Source organism: Saccharothrix tamanrassetensis, assembly GCF_014203665.1.
Lineage (GTDB): Bacteria > Actinomycetota > Actinomycetes > Mycobacteriales > Pseudonocardiaceae > Actinosynnema > Actinosynnema tamanrassetense.
In genome coordinates, this window is the sequence record NZ_JACHJN010000008.1 from 107,059 (window position 1) to 124,520 (window position 17,462).

22 protein-coding genes are annotated in these 17,462 nt (G+C 67.7%); 7 read left to right on the top strand and 15 right to left on the bottom strand.

Annotation, left to right across the window (positions count from 1 at the left end):
• Nucleotides 1-30: 30 nt before the first annotated feature.
• The 12 genes from FHS29_RS24720 to FHS29_RS24775 form a co-directional block, all read right to left on the bottom strand.
• Nucleotides 31-1,227, bottom strand: coding sequence for a hypothetical protein (locus FHS29_RS24720; protein WP_184694367.1), 1,197 nt, complete (start codon nucleotides 1,225-1,227; stop codon nucleotides 31-33).
• Between the two features lie 22 nt (nucleotides 1,228-1,249).
• Nucleotides 1,250-1,417: a hypothetical protein gene (locus FHS29_RS24725; RefSeq protein ID WP_184694369.1), complete on the bottom strand. Its 168-nt coding sequence runs from the start codon at nucleotides 1,415-1,417 to the stop codon at nucleotides 1,250-1,252.
• A gap of 290 nt (nucleotides 1,418-1,707) precedes the next feature.
• The gene (locus FHS29_RS24730; RefSeq protein WP_184694371.1) at nucleotides 1,708-3,966 is read right to left on the bottom strand and encodes a P-loop NTPase family protein; all 2,259 of its coding nucleotides are present in this window, start codon (nucleotides 3,964-3,966) and stop codon (nucleotides 1,708-1,710) included.
• Nucleotides 3,963-4,913: an ABC transporter permease gene (locus FHS29_RS24735; RefSeq protein ID WP_184694374.1), complete on the bottom strand. Its 951-nt coding sequence runs from the start codon at nucleotides 4,911-4,913 to the stop codon at nucleotides 3,963-3,965. Before FHS29_RS24735 ends, FHS29_RS24730 begins: the two co-directional genes overlap by 4 nt.
• Nucleotides 4,910-5,182, bottom strand: coding sequence for a hypothetical protein (locus FHS29_RS24740; RefSeq protein ID WP_184694376.1), 273 nt, complete (start codon nucleotides 5,180-5,182; stop codon nucleotides 4,910-4,912). Before FHS29_RS24740 ends, FHS29_RS24735 begins: the two co-directional genes overlap by 4 nt.
• Complete coding sequence (locus tag FHS29_RS24745) at nucleotides 5,179-5,475, bottom strand: hypothetical protein (RefSeq protein ID WP_184694378.1); 297 nt, start codon at nucleotides 5,473-5,475, stop codon at nucleotides 5,179-5,181. The genes FHS29_RS24740 and FHS29_RS24745 overlap by 4 nt, the downstream gene beginning before the upstream one ends.
• On the bottom strand, nucleotides 5,472-6,440 hold the full coding sequence (locus FHS29_RS24750; RefSeq protein WP_184694380.1) for a hypothetical protein: 969 nt from the start codon (nucleotides 6,438-6,440) through the stop codon (nucleotides 5,472-5,474). Before FHS29_RS24750 ends, FHS29_RS24745 begins: the two co-directional genes overlap by 4 nt.
• Nucleotides 6,441-6,537: 97 nt before the next feature.
• Entirely contained in the window at nucleotides 6,538-7,002 is a 465-nt protein-coding gene (locus FHS29_RS24755; RefSeq protein WP_184694382.1) for an NUDIX domain-containing protein, read from the bottom strand.
• A gap of 50 nt (nucleotides 7,003-7,052) precedes the next feature.
• The gene (locus FHS29_RS24760) at nucleotides 7,053-7,250 is read right to left on the bottom strand and encodes a hypothetical protein (RefSeq protein ID WP_184694384.1); all 198 of its coding nucleotides are present in this window, start codon (nucleotides 7,248-7,250) and stop codon (nucleotides 7,053-7,055) included.
• Complete coding sequence (locus FHS29_RS24765) at nucleotides 7,250-7,684, bottom strand: RRQRL motif-containing zinc-binding protein (RefSeq protein ID WP_221456573.1); 435 nt, start codon at nucleotides 7,682-7,684, stop codon at nucleotides 7,250-7,252. Before FHS29_RS24765 ends, FHS29_RS24760 begins: the two co-directional genes overlap by 1 nt.
• Nucleotides 7,684-8,121 (bottom strand): hypothetical protein, encoded by a 438-nt coding sequence (locus FHS29_RS24770; protein WP_184694386.1) that lies wholly within the window; start codon nucleotides 8,119-8,121, stop codon nucleotides 7,684-7,686. Before FHS29_RS24770 ends, FHS29_RS24765 begins: the two co-directional genes overlap by 1 nt.
• The gene (locus tag FHS29_RS24775; protein WP_184694388.1) at nucleotides 8,121-8,552 is read right to left on the bottom strand and encodes a hypothetical protein; all 432 of its coding nucleotides are present in this window, start codon (nucleotides 8,550-8,552) and stop codon (nucleotides 8,121-8,123) included. The genes FHS29_RS24770 and FHS29_RS24775 overlap by 1 nt, the downstream gene beginning before the upstream one ends.
• 227 nt (nucleotides 8,553-8,779) lie before the next feature.
• On the opposite strand from FHS29_RS24775, the gene FHS29_RS24780 reads away from it, so the two are divergent.
• Together FHS29_RS24780 and FHS29_RS24785 are read left to right on the top strand one after the other, a co-directional pair.
• Nucleotides 8,780-9,589 carry a GntR family transcriptional regulator gene (locus FHS29_RS24780; RefSeq protein ID WP_246440789.1) on the top strand — a complete coding sequence of 270 codons (810 nt, stop codon included), beginning with the start codon at nucleotides 8,780-8,782 and terminating at the stop codon, nucleotides 9,587-9,589.
• 8 nt (nucleotides 9,590-9,597) lie between these two features.
• Nucleotides 9,598-10,539, top strand: coding sequence for an NAD(P)-dependent oxidoreductase (locus tag FHS29_RS24785; RefSeq protein ID WP_312865087.1), 942 nt, complete (start codon nucleotides 9,598-9,600; stop codon nucleotides 10,537-10,539).
• A 151-nt stretch (nucleotides 10,540-10,690) separates the two neighbouring features.
• Here FHS29_RS24785 and FHS29_RS24790 read toward each other — a convergent pair whose 3' ends face one another.
• Nucleotides 10,691-12,049, bottom strand: a complete 1,359-nt coding sequence (locus tag FHS29_RS24790; RefSeq protein ID WP_184694392.1) for a pentapeptide repeat-containing protein — start codon at nucleotides 12,047-12,049, stop codon at nucleotides 10,691-10,693.
• A gap of 417 nt (nucleotides 12,050-12,466) precedes the next feature.
• Between FHS29_RS24790 and FHS29_RS24795 the strand changes: the two genes are divergently transcribed.
• From FHS29_RS24795 to FHS29_RS37065, 3 genes are all read left to right on the top strand, one after another.
• Nucleotides 12,467-12,667 carry a hypothetical protein gene (locus tag FHS29_RS24795; protein ID WP_184694871.1) on the top strand — a complete coding sequence of 67 codons (201 nt, stop codon included), beginning with the start codon at nucleotides 12,467-12,469 and terminating at the stop codon, nucleotides 12,665-12,667.
• 1,147 nt (nucleotides 12,668-13,814) lie between these two features.
• Nucleotides 13,815-14,726 carry a hypothetical protein gene (locus tag FHS29_RS37060; protein WP_246440790.1) on the top strand — a complete coding sequence of 304 codons (912 nt, stop codon included), beginning with the start codon at nucleotides 13,815-13,817 and terminating at the stop codon, nucleotides 14,724-14,726.
• Between the two features lie 56 nt (nucleotides 14,727-14,782).
• Nucleotides 14,783-15,121 carry a DJ-1/PfpI family protein gene (locus FHS29_RS37065; RefSeq protein ID WP_312865088.1) on the top strand — a complete coding sequence of 113 codons (339 nt, stop codon included), beginning with the start codon at nucleotides 14,783-14,785 and terminating at the stop codon, nucleotides 15,119-15,121.
• Nucleotides 15,122-15,142: 21 nt separating this feature from the next.
• Here the strand turns inward: FHS29_RS37065 and FHS29_RS24805 are convergent, their stop codons facing one another.
• Nucleotides 15,143-15,550, bottom strand: coding sequence for a RidA family protein (locus FHS29_RS24805; protein ID WP_184694394.1), 408 nt, complete (start codon nucleotides 15,548-15,550; stop codon nucleotides 15,143-15,145).
• A 106-nt stretch (nucleotides 15,551-15,656) separates the two neighbouring features.
• Between FHS29_RS24805 and FHS29_RS24810 the strand changes: the two genes are divergently transcribed.
• Nucleotides 15,657-16,163: a MarR family winged helix-turn-helix transcriptional regulator gene (locus FHS29_RS24810; RefSeq protein ID WP_184694396.1), complete on the top strand. Its 507-nt coding sequence runs from the start codon at nucleotides 15,657-15,659 to the stop codon at nucleotides 16,161-16,163.
• Nucleotides 16,164-16,262: 99 nt separating this feature from the next.
• A complete protein-coding gene (locus FHS29_RS24815; RefSeq protein ID WP_221456574.1) occupies nucleotides 16,263-17,060 on the top strand; it encodes a hypothetical protein in 798 nt (265 codons plus the stop codon).
• Here the strand turns inward: FHS29_RS24815 and FHS29_RS36345 are convergent.
• Nucleotides 17,045-17,215: a hypothetical protein gene (locus FHS29_RS36345; RefSeq protein WP_221456575.1), complete on the bottom strand. Its 171-nt coding sequence runs from the start codon at nucleotides 17,213-17,215 to the stop codon at nucleotides 17,045-17,047. The two genes, FHS29_RS24815 and FHS29_RS36345, sit on opposite strands and share 16 nt — an antisense overlap.
• Nucleotides 17,216-17,462 lie beyond the last annotated feature (247 nt).

Below are 17,462 nucleotides of genomic sequence, written 5' to 3' on the forward strand. Positions count from 1 at the left end.
CGTCCCCGGTGTGGGCTGCCGCTTCTGTGGTCAGTCGGTGTCGCCGTGGTGGTGGGTGTCGCCGATCCGGAATCCGATTTGGACATTGACGTCGTCATCGCCGGAGGCGGTGTTGTGGGTGGTGCCAGGTGTGCTGGTGCGGGCTTGTTCGGTGGCGCGCTTGGCGCGCTTGATCGCGCGCTGGACACGGTCGGCCACGCGCTGTCCGTCCACCTGGCCCAGGTCGCCCATGACGTCGTGTTGGCTGCCTACGGTGGCGTTGCCGCTGGTCATGTTGGTGTTGACGACGGTGATGTGAGGCGTTCTGGTGGTGGTGTGTTCGGGTCGTTGCCCGTGGTCGGCATCCCGCCGGCTGCCGCTGCGCTGGTGTTGGCCGGGAGGTGCGGGAGGGTCGGCGGGTGGGGTGGTGTCCCGGCGGGCGCGACGTGGGCTGCCGGTCACGTCCCCGTGTCGGCCCGGTACGAGGTCGGGTGGGATGAGTCCGTAGCGCACTGCCGGGTCCGACCTGTCGACCGGCAACCGGCCGGGTACGCCGTGCTGTTCGAGCATGTCGAACAGGGCCGTGATCGCGGCATCGCGCGGCGGGACGGACCGGTTGCCGGTCGGTGCGGTCCCGTCCCCGGTGTGGCCTGCGGTGTCGCCGGGGTCCTGGTCGGATGTGGTGGTGTGGTGGGTGATGCGTCCGCCGTGGCTCACGACGTTGGTGGTGGGTCCGCCGGAGGAGGGCTCGCCTGTCAGGTCCCCCGGTGTGCCAGGGGTTTCACGGGGCGTCGGCGGTGTGGTGGTGACTCCGCTTGGTCCGAAGTAGAGGGTGCTGCCGGGGCCGAAGGTGACGTTGTCGGCGGTGTACTGGTTGCCGGAACCGAGGTTGACCGGGCCGGTGGGGCTGTCGATGTGGGTCACGGTGGTGGCGGCGATGTGGCCGATACCACCCGCGCGGAGCTGCTCACGTGGTGGTTCGTCAGTCACGTCCCCGTTGTGACCTGCGGTGTCCTGGTCGTTGTGGCGCATGGTGGTGTCCTCGTGGGTTGCCCGCGTCCTGGCCGCTGCGTGTTCCGCGCGTGCGTCGGCGAGCCGCTGTCGGGCGTCGGCGATGGCGTCGGGATCGCCGCCGGCCTTGGCCTCACGTAAGGCTTTGCGTGCGCGGGAGACTGCTTTGCGGGTGGTCTGGGTGGCGCGGCTGCTGGCCTTGCTGCCCTTACAGCGGCGCCCGCCGGTACGGCACATGTCACGTCCCCTTCGTGGCCTGCTACCTGCGGGCCTTGTCGGCGGCTTCGCAGACGCGGCACCACTTGCGGTCGGTGAACCAGGTCCAGACGCCTTCGGCGTCGGGAATGGTCAGTCCGCAGGCCGTGGTGGACTTGCCGGTCCACCAGCTGCGGGAGACTTCGAGGTGGATCAGGTTGTCGTCGGACACGACATCTCCAGTCACTGTGAGTAGTGGTCAATGGGTGTGCGAGGGCGCAACCGCGCTGCGCGTGCGGGCTGTGGGCCGGTGGGCTCGGCACGCGGCCAGGGACCCCTGTGACGGGGTGCCGGTGATGCCGGTGGAGGTGTTTCCGCTGGTGCGCGCGGAGACGCGCTCCGGGTCCCTTGAGCGGTGTTCGTGCTGGTGGGGCCTAGGGACCCGGCTCAGGGACCCCGGTAGGGACTAGTCCCTTGTCCGGTGGAGGGTCCCTGGCCGGGTCCCTAGGGGTTCTGCGGGTGTTACCGGTCGTCCTCGTCGGTGTCGGCGGGGTCGCCGGTCAGTTCGCCGTTGTCACGCCGAGTGATGGCGTTGGCGACATCGTCAGAGTGGACTACCTTGTTGCTGATCTTGCGGATGGGGATCTCCCAGCGCCGCAGTTCTTCGGCGAGCCGTTCGGCGTTCCAGTCCTCGTAGATCTCCGGGTTGTCCTCGATGAGGCGGGCCAGTACGAGGGTGGTGCGGGTGTAGGGCTCGTCGCGCATGGCGCGTTCGATGTCGGCCAGGTGGTCGACGGGCGCGGCGGGTTCGGTGGTGTCGCCAGCGGGGTCGACGGTGCGGCCATGGCGGGCGAGGATGGCCATGGCGCGGTCGATGACCCGGTAGGCGTCCTGTGTGGACACGTAGTTGGTGCGGGTGATGACGAACGCCTGTCCGGCGGGGATGTCCTCGACTTCACCGGTGGCCACGACGGTGCCGGCGTCGGCGCCGGGGCGCAGGTCCTGGGGGCGTGCGCCCCGGTCGACGGCGTCGGCCAGGATCATGCGGGCGGTGCCCTCGTTGGGGACGTTGAGGGCGCAGCGCACGTGCGCGCCTTCGCGGACGCGGACGGGCAGGGTCCGGTCGTCGGGGCGTTGGGTGGCCTGGGCGAGGTGGATGTTGACCGCGCGGGCCTGGTCGTGCAGCCGTTTGGCGGCCCTGACCGCGCGGGAGTCGTCCTTGGTGCCGCCGACGGGGTGGGGCGCGCCGTAGAGCACCTGGCACTCGTCGACGAACACGTAGACGGGGTGGAACCCCGATCCCTTGCGCCGTGACAGCTCGCGCGGGATCGGCCCGACGATGCCCTGATCGGACTTGGCCTGGTAGCGGCGTTCCATCTCCCCCACGGCCCACTCCAGCATGTCGCAGGCCCGTCCGGCGTGCTCGTCGGTGGAGCCCTCGACGTACTGGGAGGCGCGGCGCACGAACATCTTCCAGTCGCCGTCGCCCTTGAGGTCGGCCACCAGCAGTTCCACCGTCGGATCCAGGGCCAGGCCCAGCGCGAGCAGCCGCATGACGGTGGACTTGCCCTGTTTGCTAGTCGCACCGATCAGCCAGTGCTTCTGCAGCATCCCGACACTGATCTGCTCCTGACGCATGGTCACACCGAAGGGCAGCCGGTCACGGAACACGTCGAACTCGCCGTCGTCCAGCAGCGGCCACGGCGGTGCGGGCTTGTCCATGGTGCCCTTGTCCGCGATCCACAGGTCCAGCACGCGCGCGTCGGCGGCCGGGTCGCGCTGCGGCCAGACCTCGTGCTTGTGCCGTCCCAGGTTGCCCGCCAGCAGCTCCGCCTTGCCGGTGGGCAGCAGGTCCGCCGCGACCACCCCGAGCGGCAGCCGGATCTGGGTGTAGGTGCCGCCGCCCTGTTCGCGAGGCTGGACCAGGTATTCCAGTTGGCCGCCTTCCTTGAGGTACTTGGTCAGGGCGGTGACCTTGACGTGGGCCAGGGCGCGGGTGATCAGGTCCGGGGTGATCTCGGAGTCCATCTCGGCGCGTTCCTGTTCGGACACCAGCCACCGGGGCACCACGGCGGCACGGCGGCCTTCCCGCCACGCCGCGACCAGCAGCGCCGGTCCGGTGCCCCACAGCACCACCTGCACCGCGATCGTGACCACCAGACCGGCCACGCCCAGCACGTCCCCGATCAGGCCCCACCAGGTGGCCCAGTCCCACCCGCCGGGGGTGAACTGCATTGCCACCCCGGCCAGCAGCGCGACCCCGGCCAGCACGGTGACCGCGACGAACACCGCCCGCAGTCCCGCCCACAGCGTGCCGGGCAGCTCCCGCAACCGTTGCGCCCGACCGTTCTTGAGCATGTCCAGCCGCTCGGTCCACTCCGCCAGCGCCAGCGGGTCACCGGCCAGCCGGGCCAGCCGGATCTGTTCGCGGACATGGCCGTAGGTGGCGGCCTGCGTCGCCCGCCGTGCCCACGACACGTGGCCCTGCGCCACGGTCCAGCCCGCCCGCGCGCCGATCCGCACCCCGCGCGCCACCCGGCCGGTGGCGGGCGATGCGCGCACCACCCGCACCACCTGTCCGACGCTGTCGGCGGCCTGCCGCATCCGCCGCGCGGCCAACCGCCGGTCCAACTCCGCCGACTGTTCCGCCGTCAGCAGTTCGCCCTCGATCGCCTCGTCCGGCACGACCGGTCCCACCGGGGGATCTCCAGTGCGCCGCAACGGCAGCACGTTGTCGGGCACCTCGTCGGGATCGGGTGTCGTGTTGGCGGTGGTGGTCATGGGGTCACCTCCTCGGTGGTGTCGTTGTGCATGAGGTGGGTCAGGGCTGCGCCCAGGCCCAGGACGACTACGGGCAGGCAGGACACGGCGGTGGTGATCTGCCAGGGTGCGGCGGTCAGGCCTGCGGCGTTCATCAGGTGGTAGGCCACCTGTCCGGCCGCGCCCAGCAGCAGCGCGCCCAGGGCGGACCACTTGGCGAACCCGCGTGCACGGACCGAACCGGTGGACTCCGACAGCCAGACCCGCAGCGCGAACGCCGCGTAGGCCTCCACCCCCAGCGGCAGGGTGATCGCCGAATTGATGGTCCAGTCGTCGGCGATGCCCGGCAGTGGGGTGATCTCGCCGAAGCCGGTGAGCTTGCCCAGTTCCACCCATCCGCCCCAGATGGCCACGAACGCGCCCAGGGCGATCAGCAGTACCGGCCAGGCCCGTACCCGCCGGGCACGGCGGACCCTGCGACCGGGCGGCGGGGTGCGGCCGGTGAGCACCGCCCAGGCGGCACCCACCCTCCCCGGCGGGGCGGGATCGGCGGCCGGACCGGGTGTGGTGTCCGGGCCTGCGGACATGCTGGGCTGCGGTGACGGGTCGGGTGCGTCCGCGTCGTCCATCACCGGGGCCGGCGTGGTCCGGTCCCGCCCGTCCGGAAGGTCCACCGGCTCCGACTCGACGTGGTCGGGGGTGTCGTCGGAGGGACCGGCGGGTGCGGGCACGGAGTGCAGCAGCCGCACGGGACCGGTGTCAGGGGCGTCGGACCCGGTCGCCGGGCGGGGGTCCGGGGCTGCGGAGCGGACGGCCTTGACCGTGTCCAGCGCCGCGCGGGCCTTGGGCCCGCCGACCTTGAACGCGCGCATGACCTGATTGCGGGAGGGCAGCCGTCCCTCCCGGTCGGCCCACTCGCTGACCTGACGGGCCAACCGGTCCAGCTCGATCGGGTAGGCGCTGGTCATCGCAGCACAACCCCCTTCAGACGGGACCGGCCACGCCGCAACCCGGCGGACGGTCGGGACACCAGACGGGACACGGCGACCACGGTGATCAGCGACGGCACCCCGAGCACCAGGACCACGAGGGTGGGGTCGTCGGTCTGGGTGACCACCGCCCACTGCGCCAACCCGAGCAGCCCGGCGGCCAGCAGCAGCTTCCACACCACCACCACCACCACCACCAGCGCGACCACGGCACCCAGCACCACCAGCAGCATCGGCACGGCGCTCATCGCGTCACGCTCCCGGCGTCTGCGTCGGCCGGCCACGGGGTGCCCGGGATGCCGTCTGTGATCCGGCGGGCCTGCCGGTCGGCATGCTCCGCCAGGTCGTGGGCCTGTTCCCAGGCGAACGGATCGCCGGTCTTGCGTGCGAACTCGCACCACAGGTCGCCCAACACGAACCACCAATCGGCGTGGTCGTCGGCCGGCGCGTTGGGCACGGGCCGTGCCACAACGTGGACGACCACGGCGAGCAGCGCGCGCAGGTGGTGCGATGTCGGACAGTGCACGGGAACGGCGCTCATGCCGCACCCCCGCACACGAACGGGACGGCCGTGACGGTGGTCTGCCCGAGGACCATGCACTGCAGGTCCAGGTCGTGGGGCAGCACCGGGGGCTCACCCAGCAGGACCGTGCCGACCGCGACCAGGAACACCCGGTTCACCGCGTCGCTGCCCTTCTTGAACCACGGGGCCTGGTAGAGCAGATAGGCGGCGTTCCACCACGCGGCCACATCACCGGACCCGGCAGACGCCAGGACCCTCATGGCCTCGCCGAACATGGCCTTGCGCTCGGCGCTGTCTGCGGTGACCGCGTAGAGCAGGTCCCCGGTGGTCTCCACCCGGGTGACGCCACGGCGCGCGGCGAGCCGTCCGGCCAGTCCCCGTGCCACCATCACCGCCAACGCGCCGCGCACGAGCATGTTGCCGCGCACGGTGCCGCCGGACACCGGCAGGGTGACCCGGTTGTGCAACCGATCGTGGCGGGGTGCCTCGACCGCGAACCGGGCCAGGGCGGCACGGCCGTACGCGGCGGTGACCAGGCTGGCCGGCGTGTCGGTGCCGCCCACCCACCTGCCCGTGGCCTCGTCCCAGCGGGCACCGGCCCGCAACCGGCCGACCTCCCCGAGCCGGTCGTAGTTCGGCCCGGCCTCGTCCAGCGTCACCTGGTAGCGCGACGCGGACGGGCTGCCCCCGGCGGTGTAGCGGGCATCGGCCGTGGTGGCGGCCAACGCGTGCCGCCAACGCACCACCGCGTCGTACACGGCCGTCAACAACGCGATCCGGTTGGTCGCGCCCAGGACCTCCATCCCGGCCAGTTGCGGCACGATCGACCGCGCAGCGCGGGCCTGCGACCGCGCAGCGCGGGCCTGCTCCTCGGCGAACCCTCGCACCTGGGTTTCGTCGGCGGTACCGCGTAGCGCCAGGTGCGGTGTCGGGAAGTGCCCGGCGGTGATCCCGGTGTGGTGTCGTGGTGTCCTGTCGGACATGCTGGTGTTCTCCTGACCCGCCCCCTCTGGGGCGGTGTTGGGGTGGACCGGACCGGCGGCGTTTCTCTTGCCGGAGTGGCCGCCGGTCCGGGCGGAGTCAGTGCGCGAGGGTGATGCCCTGGGCCATGAACAGCTCCACGGCGTCGGTGAGGATCTGGTCGTGGTCGAACGCCAGCGCGCCGAAGTCGGTCGACATGACCTCGGCCACCGGCCACCAGCGGGCCTGGCGGGCGTCGTCGCCACCGACGGCGGCGGGCATGTGGTCGAGCACTGCGGCGAAGGCCACGGACATGACACGGCCGCGCGGGTCGCGGTCGGGGGTGTCGTACACGCCGACCTGGTCCAGGCTCCATTCCTCGAACGCCACGCCGGTTTCCTCGTGCAGCTCGCGCACGGCGGCGGCGGCGAAGGTCTCGTGCGGGTCGACGTAGCCGCCGGGCAGCGCCCACCGACCCGCGAACGGGTCGTGACCCCGCTCGATCAGCAGCACCCGCCACTGACCGGCGTCGTCCCGGGCGAACAGCAGCACATCGGTGGTGATGGAAGCGTTGTTGTCCTTCACGACAGCGATCTCCTCAACGGTGTTGGTGCGTAGGGGAAAGCGAGAAAGGGTCAGGCGGCGTGCGCGGGGCGGTGGAACGCGGTCCAGGTGCGGGGAACCTGGCGGGTCGGTCGGCCGGGGCACTGCGCCCGGTGGGTGCCGCAGTGCACCCGGATCGGGCGGCCGTCGCCGAACCGGGCCAGCACAGTGGTCAGGCCGCAGCCGTGCGGGCAGTTGCGGGCGGTGCCCTCGGGGTCGGGGACGTACATCACGCGGCCTGCCTTTCCCGCTCGCCGGTCTCGTTGGCCATCACGCAGGTGAAGCAGCAGCCCAGCGAGGGCGGGATGACGTAGCCGTGGTCCTTGCCGCACTGCGGGCAGATGCGGCGGCCGAGGTTGGCCTTGGCCAGCGCGGTCCACTTGGCGGGTGTCATCGGCCGGACCGGCTTGGCGAGGTCGATCAGGTACAGCGACGCGAAGGAGGTCTTGCCCGATTCGTGGTGCCGCACGTAGAGCACGGCCACCGGGTCCTGACCGCCCGGCCGCAGACCCATCTCCCGCAACTGCCGGTAGGTGGCCAACCGGTCGCGCGGGGCGCAGCCGTAGGACAACAGCGGTAGCCCGTCGTGGGAGCCACGGGTGTACTGCGCACCATCCGCCCACGGAACCGGCGCGAGCACCCACGGGAACGTCTTGCCCGCCATCACGCCATCACCGCGAACGTCTGCAACAGGTGCGCCACGGGGACGGTCACCGGACCGGCGTCACGGTCCAGCACGATCTGCAACCGGTCGGCGGCCGACCGGACGGCATCACCGGTGAGGTGGTCCCAGACCTCCACCCGCGCGGCACCGGCCGACGTGGACACCTCGCCCACCGCCACCACCCGCACGTAATCGCCCTGCGGCACCAACTCCACCTCGGAGAAGCCCAACGCCACGGCCGACCGTGCCAACGCCACCAAGCACGCTTCCCAGTCCCACGCCGGAACGTGCCCGAGCTGGAACGACACCACCGCACCCGTCTGACAGTTCGGCCTGCTGCGCAGGTCCACCGCCCAGGCATTCACCTCGTCGCCGTAGTCGGCCAGCAGCACAGCGGCCACGGCCGCCGCTCGCGTCAACGCCGCCCTGTCACCCATCACGCCGCCTCCGCCCCGGACAGGCGGCCGGCGACACGCGCAGCCGCACGCCGCGCCCTACGACCAGTGGCCTTGGACCTGCCGAACACCGGAGCGGGAATCGTCGTCACGGTCACCGGCACCGGCCTCGCCGACTCGGCTTCCGCCTGAGCCAACGTCACCCCGTACCGGACCGTGACACCCGCCAACACCCGGTTGAGGATCCGACGGTTCCGCCGCTCCAACGCCGAACCGTCCAACAACGCCGACGTCGGTCCGGACGAAATGCCGATCTCCGTCGACACCTGCGCCAACAGCGACTCAACTGCCTGAAGGGCCACGCCGTCAGGCGCGAAGCCCGGACCGCTCAGGGCGTAGTCCTCCAACGTCCTCAACTCGGCGAGATCCAGTTCGTCCGGGCTGATCCGGTAGTCGTCCTGTTCGTCGTTCATCGCAAGTCCTCTCGTGTGGTGACCGACACATCAGGTCACGAGAGGAAGCTAACAGTTGCATGGATACCAGGTCAACTGCCTGGCTTCGATTGTCCGGCAACAGGTCACCTACCTGCGGAAACACCAGCTAGTCAGCTGTTATGTCCCTGGTATGCTCCTGACTTGGAGGCCAAGCACCCGGAGGTGGCATGTCAGGCCCAGGTCCTCGCGTTACGCGGGGGGAGCCCTTGCAGCAGCAGGTGGCCCGGAACATCCGCAACAAGATCGCTGCTGGCGAGCTACGCCATGGCCAGTCGTTGCCTTCGACCCGTGAACTTGCGGAGCAGTGGCAGGTGAGTGTCTTCACGATCGACAAGGCGATGCAAATTCTTGCGCAGGAGAACGTGGTAGTAAGTAAGCCTCGCGCAGGACGTGTCGTTAATGCCCCCGATCAGGCTGTCCGTCACGAAATGCGCACCGATAAGCCACATGTTCTATTGGTCGGTGGTTATGCTGGAAGCGGGAAGACGGAACTTGGGCGGGTACTTGCGCGGGAAACCGGCTGGCCGATGCTTGACAAAGACACACTGACAAGGCCTGTAGTTGAAGCTGCTCTAAATATTCTAGGTCGTTCGCCGAATGACCGTGAATCTGAAGAGTATCTATCGCGCATTCGTCCGCGTGAGTATGAAGCGTTGATCAATGCGCTCACCGAGAACGTTCAGTGTGGGAACAGCGCCATCGTGACCGCCCCATTCATCAGAGAGTTCAACGACCTCGCATGGTTGAACAGGATGGAGGTAGCGTACGGAGATATGGGCGCGAAAGTATCCATCGTTTGGGTCTATTGCGATGCGGAAACTATGCACACGTACATACGGCATCGTGGTGCTGCGCGCGATTCCTTCAAACTGGACAATTGGTTGAGCTACCTTGAGACTGTCGATATTGATTTTCGTCCGCCCGTGCCGCACCTGGTAATTGATAATAGTGCGTCTGGCGCCCCATTGCAGACTCAGGCTCGGCAGCTCATTTCCGCGATCGTAAGCGAAGGATAACCATAGTGGTGGCGCGCATCAAGGTTCTTGTTAGCGAGGAACCTGACGATCGGGTCGGCCTGGAAGAACTGCGCATCATCCCTGGGGTGGAAATTATCACCTACGATCCCAATGAAGCACGGCCGAGCGACCTTCAACGAGCAGCCGAAGTTTTGATACCGCCATATCGGAGTAGTCACCGGCCAATTCAGTTGTTGGCACAGCTACCCAAATTGCGGATGGTTCAGCTCTTGACTGCTGGAGTGGACGAGTGGCTTGAGCATGTCCCTGTACATGTGGCGCTGGCCAGTGCCCGTGGAGCGCACGCGGGCCCGGTATCCGAGTGGGTCCTTTCGGCAATTCTTGCCCAACTTCGCCAATGGCCCACTCTCGTAAGGTTCCAAGACTCTGAGACGTGGGCGCATCGCCGATTCGATGCGGAAACATTGGCCGGAAAACGGGCGCTCATCATTGGCGCAGGAAGCATTGGAATGTCCGTTGCAAGACGACTCGCAGCCTTCGACGCGACATCAACACTGGTCGCGAGTAGCGCGCGTGCCGGCATACATGGTTCGGCGGAGCTTCCGAATTTGATCGGCGGTCATAGCGTAGTGGTGATTACTGCTCCGTTGAACCGAGATACATACAGGCTCGTTGACGGCAACTTCCTGGCAGCGATGGATGACGGTGCACTGCTGATAAATGCCGCGCGTGGCCAAATTGTCGACACAGACGCACTGGTCGCGGAGTTGACTAGCGGTCGCCTGCGGGCGGCACTAGATGTAACCGATCCTGAACCGCTTCCGCCTGGACATCCACTATGGGCGCGCCCTGGTGTCATCATCAGTCCACATTCTGCCCGCACTGTTCCGGGTACCAACCGTTTGTGCTATGAGGTAGCCGCGAAGCAGATCCGGTCGTTCGCCGATGGGCACGTGCCGGATAATGCGGTACGCAAGGATGCCTCTTAAATGTCGGTTTCATGGTATATCGAGGTCTCGTACGGATTTTCCGAGGCGGCATTGTCCCGCCTGCCCCGCAGCTCACGACACCGCGCCCCTCCCGAGGCATGGACTGCGGCCGAGAGCAGACTGGGGATTGAATCCCTAGCGGCCTCGGGAATCAGCAGTCGGAGGGGCTTGACACAGAGGCGGTCATCAGAAGCAGATGCCAAGTACCCTTGCGTCCTTTGAAATATTTTTGGTCGGGCGAAAGCTGCCACCCGGCTGGCCATGATGACTCCCTGAATGTAGCTCCAGGCTGGAGGTGGCGGGACATCGCTCCGTTGCACCGAGCCTCTCCCGCGAACGTCGCTCCGTTGAACTCGGAGATTCTGGCAAACGCGGCTCCGCTGAACACGACATCACCAGTGAACGTTGTTTCCGTGAACATGACGTCCTGTTCAAATGCCACTCCGCTGAACGAGGCACTCCTGACGAAATGTGCCGAATTGAACAGGGTCCTCCCGTTGAACGACGCGCCATCAAACAAGGCATCTCCTGTGAACTTCGCTTTACTGAACCAGATCGTCTCTGTGAATTTCGCTTCGCCAAACCAAACGTCCCTAGAAAATTCTACTTCATTGAATCCGGCTTCCTCAGCGAACTGCACCTCGTTGAACAAGGCGTCATCGGTGAACTTTGCCCCACTGAATCGAGCGACCCCGGTGAACGTCACGCCGTCGAACCGGGCGATCCCAACGAAGATGGCCTGACGGAACGTCGCCATGCCCAACACACAGTTCTTCGTACTCCAGTCAATGAGGACTGCGCCAGTAAGGTCGAGCTGGGTGTCTGCCCAAAAGGTCGCCGAGGGTCGGTCGGCATCGTCGCCAGGGTGCAGGTGGGTCGTAAGAATGCGTTGGGCGGTCAGCCGAACCTCACGTTCCTGGACTCGTTCCCGGTACTCGTCGCGGACGGCTCGGTCGACGTCGGCCTCGGGCGGGTTGCCAGGAAGGTCGAACGGGGCGCGAAGGTAGGCGCAGAGCACATTGGCTACGGTTTGGCGCAGCGCGGGGTGGTCTGGGTGGTCTTGAGCAAGGCGTTCCAAGGCATACAGGCCGCCGTGACGTACTGGGGCCTTGTCTGACCCGAGCTGTTCCACAGATTTCGCGTATAGGTCGGTGATCCGGCGGGCTTCGGCATCGCGTTCGGTTGTAGCCGCGACGCGTTCGGCGTGCTGGCGGGTGTGCTCGGCGGTCTCGCGTTGCAGTTCGTAGGCGCGGGCGACGTCAGCCTGGTCGCGTTCCTTCTGTACCAGTCCGATCTCGGTGGCGTGCTGGCGTCGCCACGCCAGGTACAGCGCGAAGAGTCCGCCTCCGCCAACGCCGATGCTCAACCCGGTGCGCAGCGCGTTGAACCGCGCGTTCACCAACTCCGCTCCGGACAGGCCCGCTGTACCCGCCCACCACAACACCACCACCAGGCCGATCGTTGCTGTGGCGATCAGGGCCGCCACGGTTGCGATCACCTTGCGCGGCATTGGCTCCAGCGGCGTGCGTGATGTGGATGGTGTCGGTACCGGCATGGGTGCATGGGCGGCAGGCTGTTCGCCCAGGGTGGCGTGGGGTAATGGTGTGGGAGTGGGACGGTCTTCGGGCATGTCTGCATCATCGACGGTCGCAGTGGCTATGTTTCCTGCAAGTGCGCGTCCGGATCAGTCGGCTTGCCGAGCGGCAGGATGCAGTGGATGCCTGTGCCGGATGCGTACCGAAGCGGCCGTACCGAGTGCTGTAAGCGCTGGTCAGAGGAGTACAGGCAGGATGCTGTAGATCCGTCGCGCTCGTTTTGCTTGATCTGCGAGAAGCTTGGACTCCAGCTAGCTCTGGCCTCGTCTGGTGAACGCATCTTGCGCTACATCCTGCCTCTGTCCCCAGCCGGACAGCTAGGCTCTCCTGCTATGGCGAGTCCAGCGGAGCTTGAGCGCAAGGTGCGACAGCTTGACAACGACGTCCAGTCGATCTACGAGATGCTTGCCACGATCGAGGCCACGCAGAAGCGGCAGGGCAACCGGCTCGCCGAGATCGCGACCGCTCAGGCGGAGCACGGGGCGAAGCTGGACGCCATCTTGGAACTGCTGCGAGGCAAGCAACCCGAGTAGGTCCGTGTGGCTGGAGAGCAACGGCCGTCCCTTCAGGACACCGGTAGATGGTCACTCCTGAGGGAGCCCTGTCCTTCATGTCGGCTGGTGGCTGTAGTCGCTGGGCGAGCCACGGACCGCCGCGCAGCAAACCGGTGCTGATTGGTCTGGCTGTAGCCAGCGGGGGGCTGGAACCCGCAAAGTGCCGCAAGTGCCGCAAACGCGCAGGTCAAGTACCTTGCGGATAGATTTTTCGATCCGCAAGGTGCCTTGCGGATGTGCAAGGTCCTTGCGGATGAGCTGAGCTATCCGCAAGGTGGTTGACCTGCATGTTTGCGGCACTTGCGGCACTTTGCGGGTCGGGGAGAGGGGTGCCGGGTCGGGCCGCTAGGGCAGGCAGTGGTTCACCCCCCACGGCTACAGCCCGCGTGTTGAACCGGCCGACCTAGTGTGGTGACCAGTGCTGGCCGATCTGTCGGTGGGTGCCGTAGAAGGCGATCCGGCGACCGCAGCGCCGACGGCCCGCGCGTGCGGTTCGTCTTGGGGCACTGATCGCGGTCAGCTGCGCGCGAACGATCCGCTGGCTTAGGGGTGCTTTCAGGGCTGGAGCGGCGCGGCCGGGTTCCGGCGTAGTGGCTGCGCGGGATATGTCCAAGGTGGACGGTGATGCTGAGTGGCCGAGTGACTAACTGAGTGACAAACGGCGTGTACCCGCCCGGACGTCGGTGGACGTCAGTGGACTGTTCGCGCCGGTCAGAGCGCTGTTCTTCGCAGGTGGCAAGCTGCTGGAAGGTGCCTGGGGGTCAAGGGGTCGCAGGTTCAAATCCTGTCGTCCCGACGGTCTGAAGAAGCCCGCTGGCTCTGGAGCTAAAGCCCAGGTCGGCGGGCTTTTTCGTGCGCTCGGAACGATCTTGGAAATGGTCACGGGACGGTATCGAAACGATCTTCGGTGGTGCTGTGAAGGAGCGGATCAGGAGCGACTCGCTCCTGATTTTCTGCCGGCGGCGTGTGGGGTCGCCACCCGATCGGGTGAATCTGCCGTACCTGCTCTGACCTGCCCCGCCGTGCGTGAACCGACGTGAACAGACGTGGATCGGCGGCCCTGGAGTGTGGGTCGGTCGTAGGGTCGTCGCGTGGCCGGGAATGGTGCGGTCGGCGTCGCTTCAGGGTGACCGTCGAGGTGCTGGTCGAGGTGGCTGACGAGGTGGTGTTGGAGCGGGCCGCGCTGCGCTCGATCGCCGAGGCGGACGACGTCGTCGAGGACGGCTCCCGGCGGAGCGTGGAGCAGGTCCGCGAGGAGGAGTCCGAGGGCGTGCGGGGTGACCCGGTGGTGGCGTTGGAGACCGTGCTCGACCCGTACGCGATTGTCGACTGCGACGGTGTCGAGGTCGACGGCGCGGAGTATTCGGCCGTCGAGACGGACGAGCACTGGCGCGCGGTGCCTGTGCGGCCGGATTTCGCCGGTCTGTTCCCGGAGTGCGGGTGCGGGGACGAGTCGTGCGACGTGTGCGCGGAGGCCATGGTGACGCCGAGGACGGCCGCGGTGTTGTGGTCTGCGGCGGAGTTCCTGGCCGACCTGGCCTACAACGACGTGATCGAGTTCGGCGACGACCCGGTCGACCCGGCCGACGAAATGTGGGCGGTGTTCGACGAGTTCCCGCGGATCACCTGGCGTCAGGACGCGGTGTGGCGGCGCCAGGCCGCCCGCTCCTGTGACGACCTGGTCGCAGACTTGGCGGCGGGGGAGTGGCCCCGACCGCGGTGCGCGGCGGAGGAGATGGCGCTGCACCTGGTCCTGCGGTACGCGGAGTCGGCGGTGGACGACGGCTGGTCCGGTCTGGACACCCACTTCGCCGGTCTCCCCGAACGGGAGGACGACCTGGACTGGATGCTGCTGTCGGACGTGCTGTTCAAGGACCACGACATCCTGGAACTGTTCGACCCCGGCCGCGACGGCATCGAAGACCCCGACGACAACCACAACCGCCACCTGAACATGGGCGACTACCGACCCCGCGCCTGGTTCACCACCTTCGACCACATGACCCCACGCGACCCGCGTCGACCCTTCCGCCTGTGAAACCCCGGACCGTCCGCTACGACGCTCCGAACGGAACGTGCGCAGGTTCGAGCCCAGTGCGGAAGGTCTTCGCGGACGCGGACTTCCTGCGCCGGCCGGCCGCCGCGCCGGTCCTGCCGGTCGGCATCTGCACCGGTGTCATGGTGCTGTCCGCCGCAGAGATCACCCGTGTCCGCAACACGACCACGCACCACGCCGCGAAGGCGGACCTCGCCGCCCGGAACGCGACGGTGATCAACGCACGCGTGGTCGACGACGGCGAGCTGATCAGCGGCGGCATCACCTCGGGGCCGGACGTCGTGCTGTGGCTGGTCGAACGGTTCCCCGGTGTGGCCGCCCACCAGGTGGAGACGGTGATGGAGTACGAACGCCGGGGAACCGTGTGGCGCAGGTGATTACCAGCGTGCCGCTTCTGATCAGCCGACGACCGCGGTGACCTCCGCCTCGACCAGGATGCCCGGCTCGAAGAGGACCTCGACGCCGATCAGCGCCGCCGGCGGGGTCGCCGTGATGCCCAGTTCCGTCGCTGCCTGCTCGACGCCGGCGACGAACGCGTCGTACATCTCCCGCTTCCAGCCGGCCGCGTACCAGGTGAAGCGGACGACGTCGTCGAACGTCGCCCCTGCCGCCGCCAGCGACTTCGCGACGTTGCGGTACACCTGCGCGACCTGTCCCGCCAAGTCGCCCGGCGCGACCAGCTCGCCGTTGCCGTCCCAGGCGACCTGACCGGCGACGTGGATCTGCTTGCTGCCGGTTGCCACGGCCACGTGGTGGTAGAGCGGCACCTGGACGTGTCCGTCGGGGTTGATCAAGGAAACCGTCATGACTCTCGCACTCCTCAGACCTTGTGGGATGACTTCACCCTTGAAGTCATCTCATGATGCAGTGACTTCAAGGGTGAAGTCAAATCAGTCCCGATAGGGTGTCCCGGTGTCCTCAGAACGGGAAGCTGACCGAGACGCTTCGGCGGAGCCGCGCTGGCTCGACGCCGCCGAGAAGGAAGCGTGGACCGGCCTCATCTCGATGGCGCTGCTGATGCCGGGCCGCTTGGAAGCGCCCCTGCACCAGGAGTCCGGCCTGACGCTGTTCGAGTACATGACGCTGAGCCAGATCTCCGAAGCACCGGGGCGCGTGATCCGCATGAGCGAGCTGGCCTACCTGACCAACGGCTCGCTGTCCCGGCTGTCGAACGTCGTCAAACGGCTCGAACAGCGGGGCTTGGTGACGCGCTCACCCGACCCGGCGGACGGCCGCTACACACTCGCCGCCCTCACCAGCAGCGGTTACGAACTCCTCGTCGCCGCCGCGCCGGTGCACCTGCGCGCGGTGCGGGAGCTCGTGCTCGACCCGCTCAGCAAGGCCGACCGGCGGGCGCTGGCCCGCATCGCCGCCAAGCTCCGCACCCGTCCGTCGGACTACCACCAGGACGCGCGCTGAGACTGGCCGAACCGCTCACCGTACTCGTGGAACTCCGCATCCCGTCGTAGCTCGGGCGAGGAGTCCCAGCAACAACAGATCGAGAACCTGCTCTCCGCCATGCCGGACTCCACCGCCGGGGGCGTTCTGCGTGCCTGGGTACAGGCCGTCTCCGACCCCAACGGCGCCGGAGCCTCTCTCGCCCCGGCGCTGCCCGTACTCATCGCCGAGGCCAAAGACGACGCCGGCACTCTGACCGCGCTCGCCATCGTGGCCTGGATCCTGGACCAGACCGCCTTGGCCGCCAAAACCTTCGACGAGGCGTCCGACCGGTGGCAGGCCCGTGGCTCACTGCCGGACGGTCTGAGGTGCGCCGTCGGCTGGGCCTATCTGGAGCAGGGCCGGCGGGCCGAGGCCCGCTCGGTGGCCGCCGAGATCTCGACGGTGGCATCAACGGCCGGGCTGGACCACGCCGAGGCGTGTGCCCATGCGCTCGACGCGACGGCGCTCGCACTGCTTGGCGAGCCAGCCGACGCCCGACACCGCGCCGAGCAGGCACTGATCCTGGTCGACCCTCTGGAAAACCGCTCCGTCGCGGTCCTCGCACGCCGTGCCATTGGCCTGGCGGCCGCGGCCGAGGGCGACTACGCCACCGCCTATGTTCAATTCCGCTCCGCTTTCACCGACGACGGCGAGCCTGTCCATTACCACGTCTCGTACACCGTCCTGGCCGAACTCGCTGCGGCGGCCGTCCGCCGAGGAAGGCAAAAGGACGCCGCCGAACTGCTGGAGCGATCGGCTCGGCGCCTCCCGACGCAACACGGGCGTCGACCCCGGCGGATTCATCATGGTGGCCACATTGGACGGAAGCCTGCCCGACACCCGCAGTGGCGTGCCGGGTCTCAGGGGTTCCAGTAAGTGGTGACGTGCGTCCGTTCGAAGCGTCGAGCGGCCAAGTCGGCCTGGGGGATCGTCAAGTGGACGGTGCCTTCCACGTCCCGATCGCTCGCGGGCAACAGGCGCAGCAGCGCAAAGGCGTTGGTGACGCCCAGGTGGGCCAGTTGGAGCAGCACAGCCGGTCGTCATGCCGCGTCACCCGACGAGCCCGTGGAACACGAGCATCCCTGCGGGGCATCCCGAGCCCGTGTCCTAATCGCGCCTCTGACCTGCATGGACGGAGTTATCGGCAGGCACAAGGTCGTGTTCGGAGCCGATGCGGGTGAGCACGGCCATCACCCGGGAGGACGTTCGGATGAGAGCGTCCTCGAGCGCGTCGTCAGATCTTATGCCGCGATCCTGCTTGACATAGTTTGACTTACC

What these genes read in the sequence shown, in the direction of transcription:
- FHS29_RS24765 (WP_221456573.1), bottom strand. Translation starts at nt 7,684, where the DNA reads ATGGCGGGCAAGACGTTCCCGTGGGTGCTCGCGCCGGTTCCGTGGGCG.
- FHS29_RS24795 (WP_184694871.1), top strand. Translation starts at nt 12,467, where the DNA reads ATGGCGAGTCCAGCGGAGCTTGAGCGCAAGGTGCGACAGCTTGACAAC.
- FHS29_RS24730 (WP_184694371.1), bottom strand. Translation starts at nt 3,966, where the DNA reads ATGACCACCACCGCCAACACGACACCCGATCCCGACGAGGTGCCCGAC.
- FHS29_RS24720 (WP_184694367.1), bottom strand. Translation starts at nt 1,227, where the DNA reads ATGTGCCGTACCGGCGGGCGCCGCTGTAAGGGCAGCAAGGCCAGCAGC.
- FHS29_RS24750 (WP_184694380.1), bottom strand. Translation starts at nt 6,440, where the DNA reads ATGTCCGACAGGACACCACGACACCACACCGGGATCACCGCCGGGCAC.
- FHS29_RS24745 (WP_184694378.1), bottom strand. Translation starts at nt 5,475, where the DNA reads ATGAGCGCCGTTCCCGTGCACTGTCCGACATCGCACCACCTGCGCGCG.
- FHS29_RS24740 (WP_184694376.1), bottom strand. Translation starts at nt 5,182, where the DNA reads ATGAGCGCCGTGCCGATGCTGCTGGTGGTGCTGGGTGCCGTGGTCGCG.
- FHS29_RS24815 (WP_221456574.1), top strand. Translation starts at nt 16,263, where the DNA reads ATGCCGGACTCCACCGCCGGGGGCGTTCTGCGTGCCTGGGTACAGGCC.
- FHS29_RS24735 (WP_184694374.1), bottom strand. Translation starts at nt 4,913, where the DNA reads ATGACCAGCGCCTACCCGATCGAGCTGGACCGGTTGGCCCGTCAGGTC.
- FHS29_RS24775 (WP_184694388.1), bottom strand. Translation starts at nt 8,552, where the DNA reads ATGAACGACGAACAGGACGACTACCGGATCAGCCCGGACGAACTGGAT.
- FHS29_RS24805 (WP_184694394.1), bottom strand. Translation starts at nt 15,550, where the DNA reads ATGACGGTTTCCTTGATCAACCCCGACGGACACGTCCAGGTGCCGCTC.
- FHS29_RS24770 (WP_184694386.1), bottom strand. Translation starts at nt 8,121, where the DNA reads ATGGGTGACAGGGCGGCGTTGACGCGAGCGGCGGCCGTGGCCGCTGTG.
- FHS29_RS24760 (WP_184694384.1), bottom strand. Translation starts at nt 7,250, where the DNA reads ATGTACGTCCCCGACCCCGAGGGCACCGCCCGCAACTGCCCGCACGGC.
- FHS29_RS24790 (WP_184694392.1), bottom strand. Translation starts at nt 12,049, where the DNA reads ATGCCGCGCAAGGTGATCGCAACCGTGGCGGCCCTGATCGCCACAGCA.